The 22,816-nt window shown below is 46.8% G+C and carries 16 protein-coding genes and 1 riboswitch; of the genes, 4 read left to right on the top strand and 12 right to left on the bottom strand.

Translation table 11 applies throughout. The features are described from left to right. Nucleotides 1-2,169, bottom strand: a complete 2,169-nt coding sequence (gene nirB / locus MKY85_RS04585; protein WP_342571915.1) for a nitrite reductase large subunit NirB — start codon at nucleotides 2,167-2,169, stop codon at nucleotides 1-3. 425 nt (nucleotides 2,170-2,594) lie between these two features. On the opposite strand from nirB, the gene MKY85_RS04580 reads away from it, so the two are divergent. Further along, nucleotides 2,595-3,824, top strand: a complete 1,230-nt coding sequence (locus tag MKY85_RS04580; RefSeq protein ID WP_339261308.1) for a nitrate/nitrite transporter — start codon at nucleotides 2,595-2,597, stop codon at nucleotides 3,822-3,824. Nucleotides 3,825-3,948: 124 nt separating this feature from the next. Here the strand turns inward: MKY85_RS04580 and fabF are convergent, their stop codons facing one another. After that, nucleotides 3,949-5,187, bottom strand: a complete 1,239-nt coding sequence (fabF, locus tag MKY85_RS04575; RefSeq protein ID WP_339239747.1) for a beta-ketoacyl-ACP synthase II — start codon at nucleotides 5,185-5,187, stop codon at nucleotides 3,949-3,951. Nucleotides 5,188-5,326: 139 nt separating this feature from the next. On the opposite strand from fabF, the gene MKY85_RS04570 reads away from it, so the two are divergent. Beyond that, nucleotides 5,327-6,190, top strand: coding sequence for a helix-turn-helix transcriptional regulator (locus tag MKY85_RS04570; protein ID WP_339239744.1), 864 nt, complete (start codon nucleotides 5,327-5,329; stop codon nucleotides 6,188-6,190). A 135-nt stretch (nucleotides 6,191-6,325) separates the two neighbouring features. Next, nucleotides 6,326-7,000: a response regulator transcription factor gene (locus tag MKY85_RS04565; protein ID WP_339239740.1), complete on the top strand. Its 675-nt coding sequence runs from the start codon at nucleotides 6,326-6,328 to the stop codon at nucleotides 6,998-7,000. A 21-nt stretch (nucleotides 7,001-7,021) separates the two neighbouring features. Here MKY85_RS04565 and MKY85_RS04560 read toward each other — a convergent pair whose 3' ends face one another. The 10 genes from MKY85_RS04560 to MKY85_RS04515 all read right to left on the bottom strand — a co-directional run bounded on the left by MKY85_RS04560 (nucleotide 7,022) and on the right by MKY85_RS04515 (nucleotide 21,187). Next, nucleotides 7,022-10,246, bottom strand: coding sequence for a response regulator (locus MKY85_RS04560; protein WP_342571914.1), 3,225 nt, complete (start codon nucleotides 10,244-10,246; stop codon nucleotides 7,022-7,024). Between the two features lie 194 nt (nucleotides 10,247-10,440). Continuing rightward, nucleotides 10,441-10,746: a PAS domain-containing protein gene (locus tag MKY85_RS04555; protein ID WP_339239734.1), complete on the bottom strand. Its 306-nt coding sequence runs from the start codon at nucleotides 10,744-10,746 to the stop codon at nucleotides 10,441-10,443. A 71-nt stretch (nucleotides 10,747-10,817) separates the two neighbouring features. After that, the gene (locus MKY85_RS04550) at nucleotides 10,818-12,815 is read right to left on the bottom strand and encodes a methyl-accepting chemotaxis protein (RefSeq protein ID WP_342571913.1); all 1,998 of its coding nucleotides are present in this window, start codon (nucleotides 12,813-12,815) and stop codon (nucleotides 10,818-10,820) included. 498 nt (nucleotides 12,816-13,313) lie between these two features. Beyond that, nucleotides 13,314-14,153, bottom strand: a complete 840-nt coding sequence (locus MKY85_RS04545; protein ID WP_339258959.1) for a MetQ/NlpA family ABC transporter substrate-binding protein — start codon at nucleotides 14,151-14,153, stop codon at nucleotides 13,314-13,316. A gap of 83 nt (nucleotides 14,154-14,236) precedes the next feature. Then, complete coding sequence (locus MKY85_RS04540; protein WP_339239730.1) at nucleotides 14,237-14,908, bottom strand: methionine ABC transporter permease; 672 nt, start codon at nucleotides 14,906-14,908, stop codon at nucleotides 14,237-14,239. Continuing rightward, nucleotides 14,905-15,714, bottom strand: a complete 810-nt coding sequence (locus tag MKY85_RS04535) for an ATP-binding cassette domain-containing protein (RefSeq protein ID WP_339258957.1) — start codon at nucleotides 15,712-15,714, stop codon at nucleotides 14,905-14,907. Before MKY85_RS04535 ends, MKY85_RS04540 begins: the two co-directional genes overlap by 4 nt. A 131-nt stretch (nucleotides 15,715-15,845) precedes the next feature. After that, nucleotides 15,846-18,149 (bottom strand): PQQ-binding-like beta-propeller repeat protein, encoded by a 2,304-nt coding sequence (locus tag MKY85_RS04530; RefSeq protein ID WP_342571912.1) that lies wholly within the window; start codon nucleotides 18,147-18,149, stop codon nucleotides 15,846-15,848. A gap of 100 nt (nucleotides 18,150-18,249) precedes the next feature. Continuing rightward, on the bottom strand, nucleotides 18,250-19,044 hold the full coding sequence (locus MKY85_RS04525; protein ID WP_339258954.1) for an energy-coupling factor transporter transmembrane component T: 795 nt from the start codon (nucleotides 19,042-19,044) through the stop codon (nucleotides 18,250-18,252). Continuing rightward, a complete protein-coding gene (locus MKY85_RS04520; protein ID WP_342571911.1) occupies nucleotides 19,019-20,557 on the bottom strand; it encodes an ABC transporter ATP-binding protein in 1,539 nt (512 codons plus the stop codon). Before MKY85_RS04520 ends, MKY85_RS04525 begins: the two co-directional genes overlap by 26 nt. A 36-nt stretch (nucleotides 20,558-20,593) precedes the next feature. Beyond that, nucleotides 20,594-21,187 (bottom strand): ECF transporter S component, encoded by a 594-nt coding sequence (locus MKY85_RS04515; protein ID WP_339239720.1) that lies wholly within the window; start codon nucleotides 21,185-21,187, stop codon nucleotides 20,594-20,596. Nucleotides 21,188-21,452: 265 nt separating this feature from the next. Beyond that, nucleotides 21,453-21,563, bottom strand: a riboswitch (TPP riboswitch). A gap of 166 nt (nucleotides 21,564-21,729) precedes the next feature. Here MKY85_RS04515 and MKY85_RS04510 point away from each other — a divergent pair. Continuing rightward, a complete protein-coding gene (locus tag MKY85_RS04510) occupies nucleotides 21,730-22,683 on the top strand; it encodes a copper amine oxidase N-terminal domain-containing protein (protein WP_342571910.1) in 954 nt (317 codons plus the stop codon). The last annotated feature ends 133 nt before the right edge of the window (nucleotides 22,684-22,816 follow it).

Genomic DNA, 22,816 nt, shown 5'->3' with positions numbered 1-22,816 from the left:
TCAGACGGTGCCCTGCACCGCGGGAGATTCAAGAAATTGCTTCATCGGGGATGCTGAAGCCACATCCCGCTCATAATGATGAATCGCAACAAGTTCCTTCTGTAGTTGGTCATCCAGCAGCGTTTCCCGAATCGACATGAATCCCAATCGTTCCGTCCATGCCCATAACGGCTCATCATACCAAGCGGTTTGGCGATACCATTGAAGGCAGGCTGATGCAAGCATAGCCGCTTGCATCTCTGTCTCAGCCACCCCAAGCAACTCACCTTCCTTCACCGGATGCTCTGCATGACCACCTGCATAGATCTCCCATCCAGCTGGTGAAGCCAGCAAACCAATATCCTGAACCAGTGCGCTCACTAATGACCCCGGCCCTGGTGCAACCCCTATATTCACGGATGACGGCATCACTGCACCGATCCAACTGGCACGAAGCTGGGCAGCCAACCTACTGACATCTCTGGCATAGGATGACGACGGGATATGATTATCCCAGCGCACCTGAACCTCGGAGTGACCTTCGAACTCTGGAGCAACTTTCGTTTCAATGGATACTTGCAAGTAATAGTGGATCACTGGACGACATACAGCACAGCCAAGCTTCGAACCCCAACCCAACTTCTGCAAGATCAAAGGTAGATCTGTATTCGGAACAACGATGTCAGCCAGCATTTCCTTCAGTTCTGCATGCCCAAGCGCCGTACAACTGCATACAGACATTGGAGCAGGTTTATCTGGTGTGGCTTCCACTCCAGTACCCCCGTTATTTTTCAGGTTATGCGTATGTTTCAACAGTGCAGCCACCATCGGGCGACAGCCACCACATGAACCAGAAGCCTTCGTCTGTTCCTTCACCTGATCTGCCGTCTCGAGGCCCTGTTCCTGAATCGCCTTCATAATGGCAGCCTTGGTCACATTGTTACAGGCACATACGGTCTCCTGAACTGGTAATGCCGCAGCAGCCATCTCAGCCGGGTCTGGGGCCCCTTCACGCGGAGCCAATTCCGCTACATCCGCACCTCGTTGCACCAGTCCAAGCAAAGCCGTTCCTTCCGCTGTATCTCCAAATAAAATGGCGCCACGCACTTTGCCAGCCTGCATCAGTACCTTTTTGTATGTGCCTTGAATGCCATCCAGATGTTGAATTGCAGTCTGTACACCTTCACCACTAATCTCGCCGGCTGAGAAAACATCAACTCCCGATACCTTCAACTGTGAGTAGGGAATCGATCCTTTGTATTCATGCGTTTCCTGTCCACAGAGCGTACGTGCGAGCACCTTCCCCTGTTCGTATAAGGGGGCCACCAGACCATAACTGATTCCCCGATGTTCGGCACATTCCCCAACTGCGTATATATCCGGTACATTGGTGCGCATATAGTCATCTACCACAATTGCCCGATTTGTGGCAATTCCACTTCGTCTGGCGAGATCCACATTTGGCCGAATGCCTACAGCGACAATGATAACCTGAGCTTCAAGCTTGGAACCATCTGTGAACAGCAACCCCTGCGCCTGTGATCGTCCGGTAATTTTCTGCGTGTTTTTGGACAAAAGAAAGGACATACCCTGGTCTTCAAGTTGCTTCTGAAGCATCGCAGCTGCTTTTTGATCCAACTGTCGGTTCATAATGTAAGGTGCATTATGAATCACCACAGCTTCCATCCCCAGATGCAGCAACCCACGTGCAGCCTCCAGTCCAAGTAATCCACCCCCAATAACGGCGGCCTTGCGAAATTCTCTGGAATAGTCGGACATACGCATACAATCATCAATGGTTCGGAAGGACATGACCCGCTCTTTATCCACTCCTGGAATCGGTGGAATAAACGGTGAAGACCCTGTCGCCAGAATCAAGACATCATATGTTTCTCTTAGGCCGGATTCAGTCTCTATATATTTCCCTCGGGTATCAATTCGGTGTACCGTCTCACCTGTGCATAGCCGGATTTGATGCTCGGCATACCAGCCCCAGTCATTGATTATGATATCCTGTAGCGAATGCTCCCCCTGCAATACTTTTGATAACATGATCCGATTGTAATTGGGACGGGGTTCATTGCCGTAGATTACAATCTCATACGTATCAGGCTCCAGTGCGATGATCTCTTCAACACACTTCATTCCTGCCATGCCATTCCCGATAATCACCAGTTTGCTTCTGCTCATGGGCTGCCCCCTATCTCTCTCACCTGAAAATAAACAGAAAAATCCCTTCTCCATCATTCGGAAAAGGGCACCGTTGCCTCCGGAATCCACACGCCATTGTGTGGATTCATATTAGATTCAGATTAAGGGAATCCAAATACAATGTCAATATAATTAACATCAAAACCACGAAACACGATCAAAAAAAGAATTAATTAAAATTACGTGTAATTTTTGTTGACATGACCATTTTCTCTTGCTTATAATTTGAATCAAAATCACAGTGCTGTGATCAACTCAGATGCGGGAACACAATGACGTGTACCGCCTGTCGGCAACGGGGCCGCAAATCGTTCTGATCTGGACGAATTGCGGCCTTTTTCTGCCTCAACAAGCACATAGACAAATTACGAAGATCTTAATTGGATGAGGAGCGATGATGGATGATGGAGAGCAAAAGTTTTTGGAAAAGCGGGCATAAGCCCACCCTGTTCGGGGCATTTATGTACTTTGACATCAGTTTTATGATATGGGGGATGCTGGGTCCACTCGCAGTTGTCATCGCATTGGACTATCCGATGACTCCATTGGAAAAGGCCAATCTGGTCGCATTGCCTATTCTTGGCGGCTCCATCCTGCGACTTGTACTCGGCTTCATGTCTGATTATATCGGTCCGAAACTAACCGCACAGATCGGGATGCTCGTCACTCTGGTTCCCTTATTACTCGGCTGGTTATGGGTTGACTCCTTAAGCCAGCTTTACGTGGTGGCACTCTTGCTGGGTGTGGCTGGTGCCTCCTTTGCTGCTGCGTTGCCGCTGGCGGGCCAATGGTATGGCAAAGAGCACCAGGGTCTTGCCATGGGTATCGCCGGGGCGGGTAACAGCGGAACCGTACTCGCGACGTTGTTTGCCAATCGCTTGGCTACGCATTTTGGCAGCTGGGAAGTTGTGTTCGGACTTGCTATTATCCCGATTGCTCTCGTATTTATTCTCTTTTCTCTCTTTGCCAAGAATAGTCCTAACCGGCCTGAGCCCAAAAAATTGTCCCAATATGGAAGTCTGCTTAAACAAAAAGATGCTTGGGTGTTCTGTGCCTTCTATTGTGTAACCTTTGGCGGCTTCGTTGGATTATGTAACTATCTAACCATCTTCTTCAACACCCAGTATGGACTTTCACCTGTTCGAGCCGCAGATATTACCACCTTCTGTGTCATTGCAGGCAGCTTCTTCCGGCCTGTAGGGGGTTATCTGGCAGACAAAATTGGTGGAACCCGCATGCTGACTTTCCTTTATACAGGAGCCTGCGTCATGTTGATTGGAGTATCCTTCATGCCACCACTTCCTGTTGTAGTGGTCATGCTGTTCCTCGGTATGATGTGTTTGGGAGCTGGAAATGGATCCGTGTTCCAACTGGTTCCGCAACGCTTCGGTAACGAGATTGGCCTGATGACAGGCATTGTAGGCGCGGCTGGCGGGTTGGGCGGATACGCACTGCCGCTGATTCTCGGTCAACTGTATAGCAGCTACCAATCCTACACTCCAGGCTTCGTCATTCTTAGCCTGATTGCTGCAGCTTCCCTGTTCCTTGTTCTCTTCATGCAATCCCGCTGGCGTGTAAGCTGGTTGAGTCGGGGCAGCAAAGGCTTAGCGGAATCAACGCCTCTCTCTTCGTAAGGCATGCAAACACTTGCCTGTTAATAGGGTTCCGTGATACGAATGATTCGCGTATAACCAAAGGAACAGCGTGGCCTCACCAGGCTGCGCTGTTCCTTTGGTTATTTCAGCTGTTCTTTTAAGCTTAAGAAGAATATTTTTGAAGAACAATCACCGCATTATGACCGCCAAAACCAAAGGAATTGGACATTCCAATCCGCAAATCTGCTCTTCTTGCCTCATTGGGTACATAGTCCAGATCACATTCAGGGTCACTCTGCTCCTGATTGATGGTTGGAGGAATGATGCCATGACGCAGGCTTTGAATAAGTGAGATCGCCTCCGCACCACCAGCTGCACCAAGCATATGTCCTGTCATGGACTTATTCGCTGTGACCGGAACATCATAGGCAGCTTCCCCGAAAAGTTGCTTAATCGCTCTCGTCTCAGAGAGATCGCCCGCCTCCGTACTGGTGGCATGAGCATTAATTACATCGATGTCTTCAGGTTCAATCTGAGCTTCTTTAAGCGCTGCTTTCATTGCCAGATATGCCCCCCGTCCTTCCGGGTGGGTTGCTACCATATGATATGCATCTGAACTGGCACCATATCCAATTACTTCGGCAAGAATATTTGCCCCTCGTTCCAGTGCATGAGATAGTGACTCAACAACCAGAATCCCAGCGCCCTCCGCCATGACAAAACCGTCTCTCCCCGCATCAAATGGACGGCTTGCTGCATGGAACGCTTCATTTCTTGTTGACAACGCTGTCGCATTACCGAAGCTTGCCAGTGACACTTCAGTTACAGCGGCTTCTGTCCCGCCAGCAATAATGACATCGGCTCCACCATGACGAATAAGACGGAAAGCCTCTCCAATGGCTGTATTGCCAATGGAACAAGCGGTTACTGGCGACAATGTCGGCCCCCAGCAACCAAACCTCATACTAACCATAGCTGCAGCCATATTGGATATCATCATAGGTACGAGTGTTGGACTGACTCTCGCAGGTCCCCGATCAGACAGGACCTTGCCTTGTTCCATCAATGTCTGAATTCCGCCTATTCCTGAACCAATATATACACCTACCCGTTCGCGATCCAGTTCGTCCATCACAAGACCCGATTGGGATACTGCCTGGTCCGCAGCAGCAACAGCGAATTGAACGAAGCGGTCCATACGCCTTGCTTCCTTGCGTCCAAATTGCTCTTCACCATCAAAATCACGGACCACACCAGCGATTCTGGTTTTATAGGAAGCTGTATCAAAATGTTCTATTGTTGATATTCCTGATCTACCCTCAATTAATCCATTCCAGAATGTATGTACATCATTTCCCAAAGGAGAGATGACTCCCATACCTGTAATGACGACTCGTTCCATATCCATCCTCCTTCAGCGCTGTTATCTTCCTTCATTCTTACGCTATGCCACTAATAGTGCACTTTTGAATATCCTATTACAAGTTGTCAATTATAATAGTATAATGACTACCATGATAACGAGGACGGAAGGTGATGGATTGAACTACGATGTCAGGTTACAGGCATTGTCTACTTTTCTAAAAACACAGCGTTCCAAAATTTCTCCCGAATCTGTCGGTTTACCCACTGGAAGCCGGCGCAGAACGCCTGGTTTGAGGAGAGAAGAGGTTTCCCAACTGGCAGGTGTAAGTACAACATGGTATACCTGGCTTGAACAAGGTCGGGATATTCAGGTATCCCATTCGGTTTTGGACAACATCGCTTCAGCACTAAGACTTACTGCGGATGAGCGAAAATATCTGTTTTCACTTGCCATGGAACATCACTCCGAACTGCCGACACTGGAAGAAGAACCTGTTCAACTTCACCCTTCCTTGCAGAAAATTTTGCAAGAGCTTCATCACTGCCCTACCGTGATCTCGGATCGGCGTTGTTACATTGTTGGCTGGAATGATGCAGCCCGGCATGTTTTTATGGATTTTGAACAGATTGCCCCCGAACAGCGGAATATGATCAGTCTGTTATTTGATCGAAAGGAGTTTCGCAGGCTCGCGGTGAACTGGGAGGATTTTGTTAGCGGATTTCTGGCGATATTTCGTGCTTATTATGGTCAGTATGTTGATGATGAATGGTATAATTTATTTTTGGACGACATGATGAACAGACATCACGATTTTCACACCCTTTGGAAACAAAGCAGCGTCAGCAGCGCCCCGGACGTATTAATCGAATTCAGGCACTCCAAAGCAGGCAAAATGTTGTTTGATCTGACTTCGTTGCAGGTTCAGGGTAGTTCCGATCTGCGTTGCAGTGTCTACACCCCTGCACCAGAGACAGCCACCGAGCGCAAACTGATGCGCCTGATCGAGCGTGAAGCTCATCCACATTTGGGCGAGCAATAAACCAGATTCTCTCACCTTCTTGGAGTCATGTTAGAGTCTTGACATCCTCATGCAGCCTGTTTTAAATATCAGGTATATTAAGTTAATCCATGGATCTTAATCCTTCTACAAGAAGGGGGTTCAGAAAGGAATATCATGACGAAAGTGCTTATCATAGAGGACGACAACATGTTAGGCGATACATTATCCTTGTATTTACAAGGTGAAGGGTATGATGTTACCCGTGTCGATAACGCAAGAGATGGTCTTCTACAGCTTCAAGCGCGGCCTGATATCCTGCTTCTTGACTTGCTGCTCCCTGATTCGGGTAATAAGAATCCTTGTTCTCTCATGCGCCAACATACGGCAATCCCCATCATTGTCATCTCTTCGTTAACCGAAGTATCCGAACGTATTCGATCATTAACAGATGGGGCTGATGACTATGTATGTAAACCTTTCAGCATGCAGGAACTGAAAGCACGTATTGAGGCTGTATTGCGTCGTTACGCCATATTGAACAGCTCTATTGTCACTGAACAGGAAACTGGAATATCTCTCGATCTGGCGCGAAGAACCGTTCTGTTAAATAACCAGCGAGTGGAGATGACATTTTCCGAATTTGAGATCATGAAGCTGTTTATCCTCAATCCTGGCAAGGTCTACAGCCGGTATGCCCTGATTGAAGCCATTCGTGGTATTGATGCCGGCATTAATGATCGCACCATCGATGTGCACATTACCAAGCTTCGCAAAAAAATCGAGAACAATCCGAAAAACCCCCAATACATTCAAACCATCTGGGGGGTCGGATATAAGTTTACTCCTTAAAATAATATAACTTTATTCAGGTCACCATGGCAGAGACCCGGTAATTTTATCAATTTCCTGTTGCACCTTCTCTAATACCGAGTTCAGTGCCTTTTCTTCGAGTAACGGATCGGATAAGAGCAGCTCCAGCTGGAGAACCGCACACATCAGGTCCACTGCATGCAGATTCGCAGCTACGCCTCGAAGAGAATGAACATTACGGATTACTTCAGTAATCTGCTGTTGCTGAAGCTGTGCCGCCAGCTTTTGCTGAAACGAACCATACTCCGTCCTGAATTTCGTAAGCGCATATTGCAGAATATGCGGCTTGCCGTCCATCTGTCTAATGGCCTTATCTGAATCGATTCCATTGATATCTCTTATGCCTTTTAGATCAATCCATATGTCCAACATATCTGCGATCTGTTGTTCCTGTATGGGCTTAGTCAGGATTGCATTCATGCCCGCTTCAAGATATAGCTCATCGTCCCTTTTTAAAGCATTCGCTGTAAGCGCGATAATGGGTGTACGGTCATATTTCCTCATCTTGCGAATGTGCCTTGCTGCATCAATACCATTCATATCTGGCATTAAGAGATCCATCAGAATCAGTTCCCATGTTTGTTCGTGCAATTTCTCCAAAACCTCTGTGCCACTGTCTGCTACCGTCACCTTGAATCCGATATGCTCCAGCATGGCCCGAATGGCCAATTGATTGATTTCATGATCTTCAGCTATCAGAATGTGGCCTTTCAGGTTACGCGAATGGAACTCGTCGCCTTCGCTCATCCGCTTGTCCTCTAATGGCCCTTCACCCTGAAGTGCAAGTAACACTTCGAACAATCCCAGACGTGTAATCGGTTTGATCATCATGAGATCCGGGCGAAAGGATCTCTCCTCACTCCACAGGGCATTTTCACTAAAGGCATGGGTATAACCCACCATCTGAAATTTGGTTCGATTCAATCGCTTCATCAGGTTGTTCCAAGGTAAACGATGGTGTGCGTGTGCTGCATCCATATTTATCATCAATAATATTGAACTTATCCCCTCTGCCTTTGGTATACACCAATCACTTTCCATCATATGGTTCAACGAAGGATACAGCTTCGGCTTCATCCCGAATGAGTGGAGGATCTGCTTCAAATTCGCACCCATTCGTTCATCTTCCTCAACGATCACCACATCATCCGCGTAATATAGAAGAGGGTATGTTTGCAGAAAGGAACTTTCTTCTTCCGATTCTGCCAGTTCAAATATCAAGTCGAATGAGAACAGACTGTACTCTCCCAGAACACTATCCACCTGCAAACTTCCTCCCAAGGAGTTCACCAGAAGGTAACAGATAACCAGTCCGAGTCCAGAACCCCCATATGCTCGATACGTCGAAGGCTCCGCTTGAGTAAACGGTACAAACAGCCGCTCCAGTTGCTCAGATGAGATTCCAATTCCCGTGTCCTCTATCTCAAAACGAACCTGTACCCGCTCCGCCTCCAATGAGAGTACCTCTACCTTAAGTGTTACATAGCCATGCTCCGTAAATTTAATCGCATTACTCAGCAGATTCAATAAAACCTGTTCAAGTCGGAACGGATCACCAATCACCGTTAACGGCAGATCTGGATCGGTTGAAAAGATCACTTCGATATCTTTATTTCCGATAGCTACACCAATCTGATCTGCCACACGTTTGATCACATCCTCCGGTGAAAAAGGAACCTTCTCCAAAATCAATTTGCCTGCCTCAATTTTCGAAAAATCAAGAATATCATTTACGAGGGCAAGCAAGGTTTGGGAGGACGCATTCATTTTACTCAAATAATCCTTCTGTTGTGGAGATAGATCCGTTCGTTGAAGCAACAACGAAAAGCTGATAATGCCACTCAGTGGGGTACGAATCTCGTGGCTCATGAATGCGAGAAACTCACTCTTCGCCTGACTTGCTTTGTCAGCCTTAACACGTCTATAGTGATCCGAAATGTCACGAATGACTGTCTTAATTTTCTCACTTGAGTTTAGTCCTTTGACAGGGTACAGGTGAACCCGGACATGCTGCTCATGACCTTCTCCAATAATAAAACTCAGTTCCGTATCCTGGGCTATATTGTGATGCAAGGCCTTTTGAAAAATGAACAACCAGTTATCCAACTGCTCAATGAATAACAATTCTTCAAGTTGATGACCAAGCACTTCCTGCCTGCTGAGACCGAGCACATCCAGAAATTTCTGATTAACCGACACAATACACCTGTTGCTGTCCATACCGACGAACCAGTCTGCCGACACACGCTCAAGCGTTCGATATCGCTCTTCACTTTCTTGAATCCTTCGTTTAACCGCTCTGTGTTCCGTGATATCGAGTCCAAATCCCATGACATACTTCACCACGCCCTCTTCTCGAAGAGGGCGAACTTTCACCAGCGAATAGACCCCTTCATGGTCAATCTCGTAAAAAAAAGATTCCCCTTCCCAGGCCCGGTTAAACTGCTTTCGCAGAAATTCTATCTTTTCCTGAGGTAAAATGTTCAACGTACCCAGCTTGTCATATTGCTTCAGACTACTCATATCCAGACCCAGTCGGGAGAGCATCTCTCCTTCAAGCAGAAGATATTCAAATTTCCCATTCTGTTTATGGATTTTAAACGTAAAACCAGGCTGCATCCGAAGCATCTCCAGCATTTCCTGATCCCTTTGAATGACCAATCTCCTGTATCGATGATTTTGGTTCAGATAGTACAGGAATAATATAACGAAGAGCATGCAGATACCTTGAAAAAGGAGAATCTGTCCCAACATTAGCAGAGAAGGAGAATATATCTTTAGTACGAAAAACTCATACACAGTTATCAGCAGCAACGCTCCAGACAACCACTTTTGCATAAATCCCTTAACATACTGAAAGATCAGGCATACGGCTACAACAAATAACAACTCTGCCAACGCATACTGCCAGTTCTCCAACAAAGGATTACGCCCCATATTAATGCGAAAAATCCACATGAATGCAAAAGTAACAAAGGCAGAGCCAGTTCCACCAAAATAAGCGGCGAGCAGATATACACTGGCCCGGAAATTCAACAATGTTCCATCCTCAAGCACAATAGAGAAATAATAGAGCGCCGTACCCAACATGCTCAGTGTAATACCAATAATGATCCGAGTCGTGATGGATGTAGAACGGGTAGCATTGGTTTGGTTCAGATAGTGATGAGTCAGGAAAACAAAGATCAAAATTAGCGTGAAATTTAACACAAGATCGCGTAGCAAATGGTCACCGTCCACATTACGACTTCAGGATTTCATGCATTCAATGAATGTTGCCAGATTCACGTTCGCAGTCCCCCGGTACACAAATCATAGTATGCCAGGCTCCCTTATTCAATTGACGATATTGACCTTTTTTTTGAAAATAATTCCCACTTTCAGCTAACATACCCTTATCACAAAACAACGATTTTTTTTTATGAAAATTCATCATTAAAAATACTGATATAAAAGAGAGAATCGTTCAAATAAACCGATGTAATCGTAACTTGAGCTTCCCAAAATTCCTGATCTACCTTCATCAGTTTGGCTACGCCGGACCAGGTCTGATTTCCTCTCCAGTGCGTATCCATTAGCAATCGGGCAGGCTGACCTATGGTGCTTTCCCGTGAGAATCCTGTTTTGGTTACATAAACGGAATTCACATCTAGAATCACACCCTCCTCATCTGTAATCATGACCGCATCCGTTAGCAGCAAGAAGGCTTTGAGTTCTGGTTGCATGGCTGTCCACTCCCTCTGATGAAACATCATGTGATGCTGTCCCTGTGTGATATTCGTATCTACGATCCCGATTAATACTTAAACTGTCTAATCAGGTGCTGTAACTCTTCCGCCATGGTAGACAAGCCACGAGCCGAGGCAGAAATCTGCTCCATCGCTGCCAGCTGCTCCTCTGAGGAAGCGGCCACTTCTTCGGAAGTTGCAGCGTTGCCTGACGCAATGCCAGCCAACTCATTGGATACAGCAGATACTTCCTGTACACCTGCTGTAATCTCTTGTGACGTAGCTGCAATCTCTTCAATCTGAGGTGTCGTTTCACGCATGCTATCCAGAATGCGTTCAAACTTTCGAATCGCTTCTGTAGAGATCTCCATGCCCTCTCCCACCTCTGAAGTTACCTTCTCCATCATGCGAACGGAAGCAGCCATATCTTCCTGTACCGCCGTAGTCAGCACGGTAATTTCATTGACAGACTGCCCGGATTGTTCTGCCAACTTGCGAACCTCTGCTGCTACAACGGCGAATCCATTGCCATGTGTACCTGCACGAGCAGCTTCGATGGATGCGTTCAGTGCGAGCAGGTTTGTCTGTTTGGCGATGTTTCCGATTAACTCCGTGATCGCTGAAATTTGGTGTGATCGTTCATATAACGCCTGAATCAATTGATTTGTCTGTTCTACCGTCTCTTGAATCGATTGCATCTGACTCACCGTCTGTTTGACGGTGTTGCCGCCTTCTTCCGCTTGTACGGTTGTATGTTTAGCCAAATCAGCAACATGTATGGAACGTTCGGCGATCCTCGTAATGCCAATCGTGATTTCATTCATGGCCTGATGGTTATGTTCAATTCCCTGGGTCTGTTTCTCTGCGCCACTCGCAATTTCCTGAATAGCTCGTGCTACTTGCTCACTGGCTGCACTGGTTGATTCCGCACTCTGAGTCATTTCATCCGATGAGATAACGACCTGATTGGCGCTGTTCTCCACATTTTGGATTAATACACGCAGGTTGCTCTGCATTTTGCCAAATGCTTCACTCAGTTCACCAATCTCATCATTACTTGTACTTGTAATCGTCTGGGTTAGATCTCCTTCACTCACCTGAATCGCCTGAACCTTCAACTGACGAATCGGTTTAACAATCGATCGCATCACCAGCCAGATGATCATAATTCCGATGACGAGAAAAGAAACAATTACCATAATCGTTCGATTCAAAATGGGCGCAGCAGCATCCTCTACTTCAGAGGAGAACATGGTGCCAGCGACCTTCCATCCCGTGGATGCATTCGTAGCGTAATACATGACCTTATCCATCTGATCAAAGGTATATCTAAAGTTACCGGATTCGTTCGTATACACTTGAGTCCAAAAATCTTCTGTTGCATCTGTTCCAGGTTGCATTGTCGGATGATAGATATACTTTTCACTGGCATCCAGCAGAATCAGATGCCCTTGCTCTCCAACTTTAATTCCGCTAACCAATTGGCTAATGTCCGACAGATCGAGATCCAGCTGGACCACACCGGATTGGTCTTCCAATGCCTTTGCAATCGTAATGGTGATCTCTTTTGTCTCAGCAGATATATAGGGATCTGTAACAATCACCTGCTGTGGAGTTCCCATGGCTTCCGTGTACCATGGTCTGGTTCGCGGATCATAATCTTCAGGCATCTCCGCATCAGAGGACATGAGATACACACCTGCCTCTGTGCCCACACCTATGGTGATGATGTCTGTGTTCTGCGCAGCATACCCCTTCAATTCGTTCACAACCCGAACCTCGGCATCTTCCTGTCTTAATTGCTCTGCAAGTGTTTTGGCATAGTATTCAATATGATTCCGTTTGGCATTGATTGAGAGATCAATCGTCGCACTGGCAAGGTTCACGTTTTCCATCGCACTATGTAAAATTTGCTTCTCTACTTCACCTTTGGCACTGTTATACGATAAGATTCCAATACTTAACGAAGGAATGGCCAGGAAAGCAATAAAGGACACCACCAGCTTTGTCTTAAAGCTCTTATGTATCTTGTTGAACCAGGTCGGTTTGCTATTGTTTTGGGACAATTTTCTCTACCTCTTCCAGATTAATTTTACAACCTTCCAATCGCTGTTATCCCCCAGATTTTTTTAATTCCCCTTTTTCAGGAACATCCGGTGATAGCTTATGCTTCCGATGCAGCTTTCTTTCAGAAAGCTTTTAGGCGACCGCTTCGCTTTTTTAGTTTTTTCTGTCCTCTCCGTTTTCGTGTAAATGATTAATACATCTTATATAGCTTTTATATAGCTCTCATAGAGTGTAAACCATCTTTCTAAAAACTAGGTCTCCATTTTTGTAAAAGACATTTTTCACGCTCAAAAAGACAATAAAATCTCTTAATTTATAATCCTAAAGAACTATTTTCAAACAAATTATACAAAAAAACTATTAAATAAAATGTTCCGGGGATATGACCTAATTGTTAACTTTCTAAATACTTGTTAATAAGCACGTGAGGACAAAAAAAAAGATCCAAGCGTTATCGCTTAGATCTCAAGACTATTCACGTTGTTCTCACGTATTCTCTATTTAAATGCCGGGATAGCGATATCTGCATATTTCTCTTCGAAGAAGGCTTTGACCTCCGGGCCCGCCATACGTTTAGCCAGCTTCTGGATCGCTTCGGAGTCCTTATTATCTTCACGGGCAACCAGAGTGATGGCAAAATGGGAATCATCCTTCTCGGTTAACAGTGCATCCTTTTTCGGTGTAAGACCGAGCGGACTGGCATAAGCAGGTGTCATGGCTACCAGATCAGCGTCATCCATCATGCGTGCAAGCATCAACAAGTCCACTTCCTCAAACTTGAAGTTCTTCGTATTCTCGGTGATATCTGCCTGTGTAGCGTTAAAACCTACGCCTTCTTTCAGCTTAATCAATCCGTTCTGCTCCAGCATCACAAGAGAGCGACCAATGTTGGAAGGATCGTTCGCAATGGCGATCGTTGCACCTTCTGGCAATTCCTCAATCGTTTTGTACTTTTTGGAGTAGCCGCCGTAGATAGCATTATAGATGGGCTGCACGGGCACCAGGTTCGCATTGTTTGCTTCATTATATTGATTCATGTAAGGCACGTGTTGGAAGAAGTTTGCATCTACTTCCTTGTTCGCGAGTGCTGTATTCGGTTGAACGTTATCCGACAATACAACAACTTCCAGATTGACGCCATCTTCCTTCAAGAGTGGTTTAACAATATCCAGTACGTCTGTCATTGGCGGAATCAATGTGGCCACTTTCAGTGTAACTTCTTGTGCAGCTTGTGTATCTTCTTTCGTTCCTTCAGCCGCAGGTGTTTCTTCTTTTTTGCCACAAGCAGCTACGACAAGCATTACTGCAAGCAACATAAGCATCATTTTTGCTTTCATTGTATGTCTACCCCTCATCATATAATCTGTATTGGTCTTCCTTGTTACTGCACTTTCTTCAATCATGTACCGTGTCACTACGCTCAGGATCTGCGATCCAGCCAGCGGGACAATCTGCTGCCTGTGAATTGGATCATCTGTACCAGGATAATCATAATGATGATCGTAAATACCATGATCTCCGTTTCGAAGCGCTGATAACCGTAGCGAATGGCAAAATCTCCAACCCCGCCGCCACCTACAATGCCCATCACCGTCGAGTAGGAGATAAAGCTAATCGTAGCTGTGGTGAGTCCCAGTACAAGGCCAGATCTTGCCTCCACATACAGGAATTTCACCACGAGCTGCATCGTCGATGCCCCCATGGATGATGCAGCTTCAACCACGCCCTTCGGTACATCCAGCAACGCTTGTTCCACGAGTCTGGCATAGTAGGCAATCGCAATGACCGAGAGTGGAACGGTTGCCGCCAGTGTACCGATCGACGTTCCAACGACGATTCGTGTGAATGGAATCATGAAGACAACCAGCAGTAAGAATGGAAACGAACGAATGATGTTGACGATACTGCCGAGTACAAAAGACAACGTTTGATTCTGATACCGTTGTCCTCTCCGGAATAAGTACAGAAGTGTACCCAGAGGTAACCCGATCAGAACAGCCGCTGCAATGGAAATGCCTACCATGACAAAAGTCTCTCCGATCGCTTGCCATATCTCATGCTGATACTTCAGTACAGATTCAGGTAACCTCATGACTTGTCCCCCTGTTCTGTCTGACGGAACAAAGACGAACCTGCCATCCCATATTCATCACCCGCAAGCAAGGAGGTCAGCAGATCCGGCTGCGGAGCGGGAATACTGCTCACTTCCGCTTCAGTCAATGTTCGTACGAGTCGCCCATCCTTCATGACGGATACCCTGTGACATAGTCTACGAGCCACTTCCATCTCATGCGTCACGACGACAATGGTCACGCCCAGCGTTTCATTGATATGACGTAGCACATCCAGTATGCCATTCGTAGTCTGTGGATCAAGCGAAGAGGTCGGTTCATCACAGAGAAGCACATCCGGACGACTGGCGAGTGCGCGTGCAATCGCCACACGTTGCTTCTGTCCTCCGCTAAGCTGAGCAGGATATTGACCCGCTTTGTCTTCCAGTCCAACAAACCTAAGCACCTCAAGTCCACGCTCGACTCGCTGTGTACGGGACATCCCGGCCAGTTCCAGCGGCATACAGACATTGCCACTCACCGTCCGATTACTGACCAGATTGAAGTGCTGAAAGATCATGCCAATGGACCTTCGTGCCAGACGCAAAGTGCGCTCATTCATCTGGGTCAGGTGCTGCCCATTCACAACAACCTCACCCTCATCCGGCTTTTCCAGACCATTGAGCATCCGCAGAAGCGTGGATTTGCCTGCGCCACTCGAACCGATGATGCCGTGAATTTCGCCTTGTCCCACTTCGAGCGACACCGAGCTTAACGCTTCGAATCCCTGATCTGCACGGGAACCGCGCTCGTTATAACGTTTGCTTACACCATATAATGAGATCATGGAGAGTCCTCCCGTGAATGATCATGCATGGTTCTTCAAGAACACATGAAGAAAGCCCGCACAGCCGATAACCGGAGCGCGAGCAATCCTGTTCATTTATAATAAATCAACATCCCTGATGAGACAAGCTTTTAAGGTGAGATTGCCTCCTGAAGGCGGCTGGCTTCATACACGCGAAAACGTCCGTTGGACGAACCCACATACACTTCATTGCCGATCCGGTTGATCGTTCCGTTCTTCGCATCCCGGTCGCGATGCTCCGGGTTTCCCATCGCCACGTCATGTACACGACCTAACAAGGCTCCATTGTTTTTATTCAATACCAACCAATTCTCATCCATGGGCAGCAGCAACTGATCATCAATGACCAGATAGCTCCCCTGATTCGTGGGATACCTGAGAGTGGCAACCGTATCTTTGGCATTCCAACGCGTCTCCCCCGTATCATAATTCAAAGCCGCGGGGTAACCATTTTTAATTACATATAACTGATCATCTTCCACCAGTCCTCGTTCAATTTTGCCCTTGAGCGTCCACCGTGTTTTGCCTGTCTTGGCATCGTACAGGGTGGTTGTAAAATCTTCATACTCTCCGTAATGGTCGCCGTTTTGATTCTCACGGATCAACAGCATGCCATCATTCAGCTCCTCCAATCTCTGTCCTACCCGAGCAGGAAATTGTGCAAGCTTTTTCCCCGTGTTCAGATCAAGCAGCAGCCACTGATTATCTAACGATAGCCATCTTCCAGCATTCCTGGTTACAAAGGGATCCAGACGTTCAATTCCATCAAAATATGGATCATTCCCAAGTTGTTCTATAGTAGATCGCTTGGCCTTCAAGCTCCATACAGTTCGCCCTGATTGCGGATCGGCTGCAGTCAGCTTATTCTTTTCCCAATACAACACATAAGGGTCATCTGCACTCTTGTTCAATAATTCATAACCTTTCGCGAGTTTTCGCGTCCACAATGTTTTTCCGTTTGCACTATCCAGTACCGTCAACCAACTGTTGCTTGAGCTATCAACAACCGGGCTATCCACGACCACAACGTTTTTCGCAGCAGTGATGCCATTTAGTCTAAAATTTTGCTTAGGGGTGTACGTCCACGTGACCTTCCCGCTCTTCAAGTTCAGATGACGAATACGATCCACGTATTTTTTCTTGTCAGGGTCATAATCATTGTAGATTGTAACGTATTGGCGTGCTGTATCCACCTCAGCCTGCTGTCTTCCAAAACCCCCATTAATCCTCCATAATTTCTGGCCCGTATGACGGTCAAGGGCATATATGGAACCTTCGTAGTAGCCCCCGCTAAATCCACCGTCATCCCCCTTCATCAGGAGTACATCATCCGTGGCTACCTGTAAAAAAGTGTAATTAATATTCCCCTGGTTAGTCCAGACCGGTTTCCAAGGGATTGTCTTCGGCAGCGTTGTGCCGTACATTTTTGTCGTAAACCCATATTCATCCGCCCGACTGATATTCCAATCAGAAACGACAGCATTTCGATCATGCTGTGGTAGATTCCAGCGAGTTCTGACCAGCTTGCCATTCTTGTTGAATGTGACCAAAAATTGTCCATCTTGCCGCTCATATCTCCAGGTCTGTCCAATACTCATTGCATACCCTGTATCATTTAGATTGCCTGAACCCTCTCTCCAATCGGGCTCGCCTAACCACTCGGCCACTTGTTTGGAGGTGGTTGCCTTGTTCAGCTTAATATCCGTCAAATGACGAATAACCGAGGTCGGTAGCGATGTATTCTGTTGGAACCAACCATCAGCCACATTCTTCCTCTGCTCTAGAGCCCCTGCCTTGATCCAGAAGAGTCCTGGCCGATACGTGGAGGATTCTTTACTCCAGGTTCGTGGAGCAATGGAGACGCCATACCATCCTTTCCACTTTGCAACAATAACAGCTTTACTTGTTAGCGCTTTCTCAAAAGTCCAGGTTGTAGCACTGTCTGGAGCCAGATACAGCTTGCTGCCCGATTGGATCTTGAGACTTTGCGGAGCTGTTTCCGTCATGCTTCTGCTCTCCTTCATTGCATACCAACTTGGCAGCCAGAAGTCTCCATGATCGGATGACTTAAGCTGCAACCACTCGCCTCGAACCGATGCCAACCTATACTTCTCGTTTTTTGTAGTATAGTATTCAATCTTCATTTGGTCAGGAGCCACACTGCTGTCCCTCCTGTTTTGAAACAGGGGAATATCATTCATGAGCGTAACGGAGTCTCCTTGTTTGTAGGCCAACTTTGTTGATAAGGCTTGGGGACTTGCTCCCAAAGCTTGGGGCGTTGTAACCGAAGCTTGTCCTCCAAGCACTACCTTTTGTGAATCAAGCATCATCCATCCCGTCAACAGTACAGCTGATAATCCAGTCATGGTAATCCACTTGTACCCCATCCCCTGCCAGTCAGGACCCGTCTTCACTCTCGTTCATCCCCATCCATTAGAAGTTATTTCCATATAGACGTTGTGCGCAGGAAAAAGTTACCGTTTACCTCAATATATTTCTCTCTATCTCCCAGTATTACCTTACATCTACCATCGTAGCATGATAAGGAAAGGTAATCCCGATGTAATAAGCAGCTGTTAAGGTGAGGATATAATAAAATACAAACCACAGATCAGCTCGGGAATAGCCCATCTGAATGTAATACGTTCGGCTCGCCCCATCCGTGAATCCCTTCGCTTCCATCGCTACCGCCATTCGCTGTGCACGACGAATGCTCTGTGCCAGCAGAGGAATAGCATAACGCTTGAGTGTACCATACACGTTCCAGTGCGAACCGCGCTGCCTTGTTCCACGAATACGAATAGCGTAACGGAGCGTCTGGAATTCATCCAGCAAAATGGGGATCATGCGCATCGCGGCCAGAAAGCTATAGGCATATTTTGCAGGAAGCTTCCACTGCTGCATCAGGGAATAAAATAGCCGTACTGGCTTGGTCGTAAGACCAAAGAGTAACCCAGCCGCGGCCATAGTCAGCGAGCGAAAACCCAAGTGTAGACCGCGATAGAAGCTCTCTTCGGTGATGTGAATCAGCCCCCACTTATACCAAGTGGTCTCTCCCTTGCCAAACATCATCATGCCCGCAGACGTAGAGATAAACACCAGAATGAATGGTGATGCGTACAGAATCAATCTGTACCACGGATGGCCTGTCCAGCACAGTAATAACATCATTACCACCGCAACATTGGCCATTACATTCAGATTGTGAATAAGGATAACGATGACAAACATCAGTGTCAGAATAATCATCTTCAACCCCGGATTAACGGAATGAAGCCAGGTTTCACGATGAGGAAACGACAGTTGCATCACTTAACCTCCCCTCATCCACCGACCAGATTCGGGTGCAATATCTTTTTACAATTTCACGATCATGGGTAACCATAACGATAGCTGTTCCTTCACGCCGCAATTGCTCCAGTTGTGCTAACATGGCGAACGTATTACGGGCATCCTGTCCAAAAGTGGGTTCATCCAGCAACAGAATTCGCTGCTCTCTGACCAATGCGGACGCCACACTCAAACGTCGTTTCTGCCCCATCGATAATTGGTAGGGATGGCGCTCGGACAAGTCGATTAGTCCAAATTGATTCAGCATATGATGAGTCCTGGCATGTCTTTCTTCCGTTGTAAGCCTGCCCCCCAGCAATGAGAATTCCACTTCTTCCGCGACGGTGTTGGTTACAAATTGAAACTCCGGGTTCTGAAAGACAAACGCAATCTGATCTGCAAGCTGTTCCGTTTTGCCAGAAGGCTGACCGTGCACCTCATAATGACCTGTTGTTTTCAGGATATTCATCAGAGATAACAACAATGAACTCTTGCCAGCTCCATTGGCTCCGACAATACCAATCCAATCTCCGTGCCATACCTTGGCCTGTTCCACCTGAATGAAAGGTGTTTTTCCACGCCATCCAGTGAACTGCTGCAAGTCCAGTGCAGGCTGATCGGCTGACGATACAGGCGATAAGGATGATACATGAGATACGGGGAAAATCTTCGTTGCATCAGATAAGCCAGACGACTGCTGTGCTTCCAAGCTTGAGGTCCCCTGATTCTCACACGCTTGAAGCTCTCCATAAGTTCCCTCTTCTTCTTTTGTTACCCTCTCCTGCTCATGCTCTTCCCACACGCCTGGATACCAGATTCCATAATCCCTCAACTTGCTCCGTTCATCCGTGAATACCTGCTGTGCTGGCCCATCCGCCACAATCTTTCCTTCAGGTGATAAGACAATGATGCGGTCGACCATATCTACAATCTCGTTTATTTTGTGTTCAACGATGATGATCGTTTTATCACTGGCGATCCGTTTGACGGTATCCCACACCTGGGAAGTCCCCTCATCATCTAACAGTGCCGTGGGTTCATCCAAAAACAATACCTCCGGGTCCATGGCAAGCATCGAGGCAATCGCAAGACGTTGCTTCATCCCCTGAGACATGGACTGGATCAATACACGGTTCTGTTCCAAGGATAACCCCACTTGTTTCAGATAATATTTAATCAGAGCAGGCATCTCTTCACGCGGAATACTTCGGTTTTCCAGAACAAATGCGATCTCTTCATCCGTAAAGGACATGCAGAACTGGGTATCCGGATCTTGAAAGACCACTCCTGCTTTGACGGGAACCTGAATATCATCACATTTCATCGGAATTTCAACCGAACGAGGCATCAGACCGCTCAAGATTTGTAATAACGTCGATTTACCGGAGCCACTTGGTCCAAGCAGCAGCACTTTCTCCCCTTGACGCACAGAAAGAGACAAGCCTTGAAATACCAAGGCTTTCTCTCCCGGGAACTTGCATCTTAGATTCATCACACTTACCGCCTGCGAATTCCCATCTCCGCTCATCTAATCCAACGCCTCATAATCCTGTTTGGATACCGGTCTGAGGGAACGTGTTACACCAGTCAGTTCCAAAGCTTTGGCGAGGTAATAAGCAAACACTCCTGCAATCAGGATGCTTCCGATGAAGCGAAAACCGATGAATAACGTATAATTCCAGGCCGAGAGTGAATCGATATAGCCATACTGATAATCCAGCAAAAGCGAGGCCGCTGCGGCTCCAATGGCTGCAAGACAAGTGACAAACAGATTGGTTTTACGATACAGGAATGCTGCGAAGAAGATCTCGGCTCCCAATCCTTGCAACAGACCATACACCAGTGTGGACATGCCCCATTCACTGCCCAGAAAAGCACTTACCGTTGAAGCCGCAACCTCGGCCAAGATAGCCACGCCTGGTTTACGAATGATGACAAATGCAAACGTGCCCGCCATAAACCACATGCCGTAGATCATCTGCTCCGCATGAACGCCGAATGGTTTCATCAAGTCATACGTAGGTCCCCATATCTTGTAAATCACCCCAAACACCACTGCGATTACGATGGTTACCAGAATATCCGTTAATTTCAATCGTTTGTTGCCTGTTGTTGTTGCCATGTTCTCTACGTCCTTCCTCTGTCCCCTGTGGGGTTGTAAAAGTGTGTGTTCAAAAAGACTGGTTGAACAACCTCTAAAAATAAACAAAAAAAGCCTCCCCGGTTCCGGGCAGGCCTAACACGCAGTATACAATCCTCACAATGATGTATTGGGTGGATGTCGAAATACGGAATATCAACCATCCCTCTCCGCCCTGGCAGATACACCACCACAGTTCAAAAAGGTCTGTTGTTCATCCACGTTCATTCCCACAATTCACCCTTACATATTGCAAATCCATGTTCTCTACGCTGGCATTACCCAGATCAGATATACGGTCAGCGGCACAAGGCCACTCTCTCAGCCCAACTTCATTGAGCTCCCGGTTCACTTATTTCATTGCTTCTAATGTACATCAGATGGGTATTTGTGGCAATCCCCAGAAGTATCACCATGCTTCATTTGGGGTAAATGAACAGGGGATATCTATTGCACACTTTCCATAATATGAAACATTTAGGTTATGTAGTCCGTCTGAAATACTAGAAGGGAGATTGATAGTAATGAAAATGTACAACTCTGCTTGGCAGCTCAAAACATGGAAAATGATCCTTGCCGCTTCGATACTTACCGCAGGTACGGCACCTGCCTTACTCTCATCCACTGTGGCGGAAGCCGCGGCAACTGAACCTAAACCGACAGCTTATATTAACAATGTTCAAGCTCAATATGAAGTTGTCATCCGGCAGGGGACCATGTACGTGGCATTGACTGAGCTTCAATTCCTCGGCAACTATACGTTTGGCTACAATAACAAAACAAAAGAGATCAGCATTAGCACAGGCAGCGATAATTATGTCCTTAAACCTAATAGCAAGACAATGAAGAAAAATGACCAAAATGCAACATTGTCTTCCGCCCCGATTCTGGTGAATGGTAAAGCGATGCTTCCGCTCCGTGCCATTGGTGAGGCTTTTGGTACGAAGGTGCAGTGGAATCAGAAGGCCAAGGAAGCCTACATTTACACTACCGATGCTACGATTGTAAAAGAATATAACAGTTCTGATCTGACTGTGGCGCGCGAAGCCGCACTTCATCTGCCACGCTTCTCTGAACTCGGACAAACACGTCTGGATATTCGCAACCCTCTGGGTCCGGTGGATTCCTCCATTAAATACATTTTTGAACAAGGCAAAAAAGATCGTTTCTTCGTTGTGGAGGATAACGATCTGGTCAGTTATTATGTTCTTAAAAATGGAAGTGCACTGCTGCAATGGCAGGCAAACATCAGCAATAATGCAGGAACTATCGGTGACCTGTTCTTTATTAAAACCAAAGCCGTGGCTGAAGCAGGAACTCGTCCTTCCGTAGCAGGTCAAACACTCGTATCATTCAAGTACTCTCGCATGCTTGAGGAAACCTCATATGAGGTCATAAACAAATTGGGCTCCACGGATACCGGTTCCGTTGCCCCCGAGCATGGCAAAGTCATCGTTGAGGTTCCAGGAGAGAAATAATATGTGCCTCCACAATGAAACATTACTCAGCAGAACTATACTATGGTGACATCTGCATTACAAAGAGCGTTCCTCAAAGTCAGTGTGACAATGACCTTGGGACGCTCTTTTTTTGGCGTTATATTCCGGCTTA

Origin of the sequence: Paenibacillus sp. FSL R5-0749, from assembly GCF_038595085.1 — a bacterium.
Lineage (GTDB): Bacteria > Bacillota > Bacilli > Paenibacillales > Paenibacillaceae > Paenibacillus.
The sequence above is the reverse complement of the archived record's forward strand: the minus strand, read 5'-3'. Positions and strand labels throughout refer to the sequence as shown.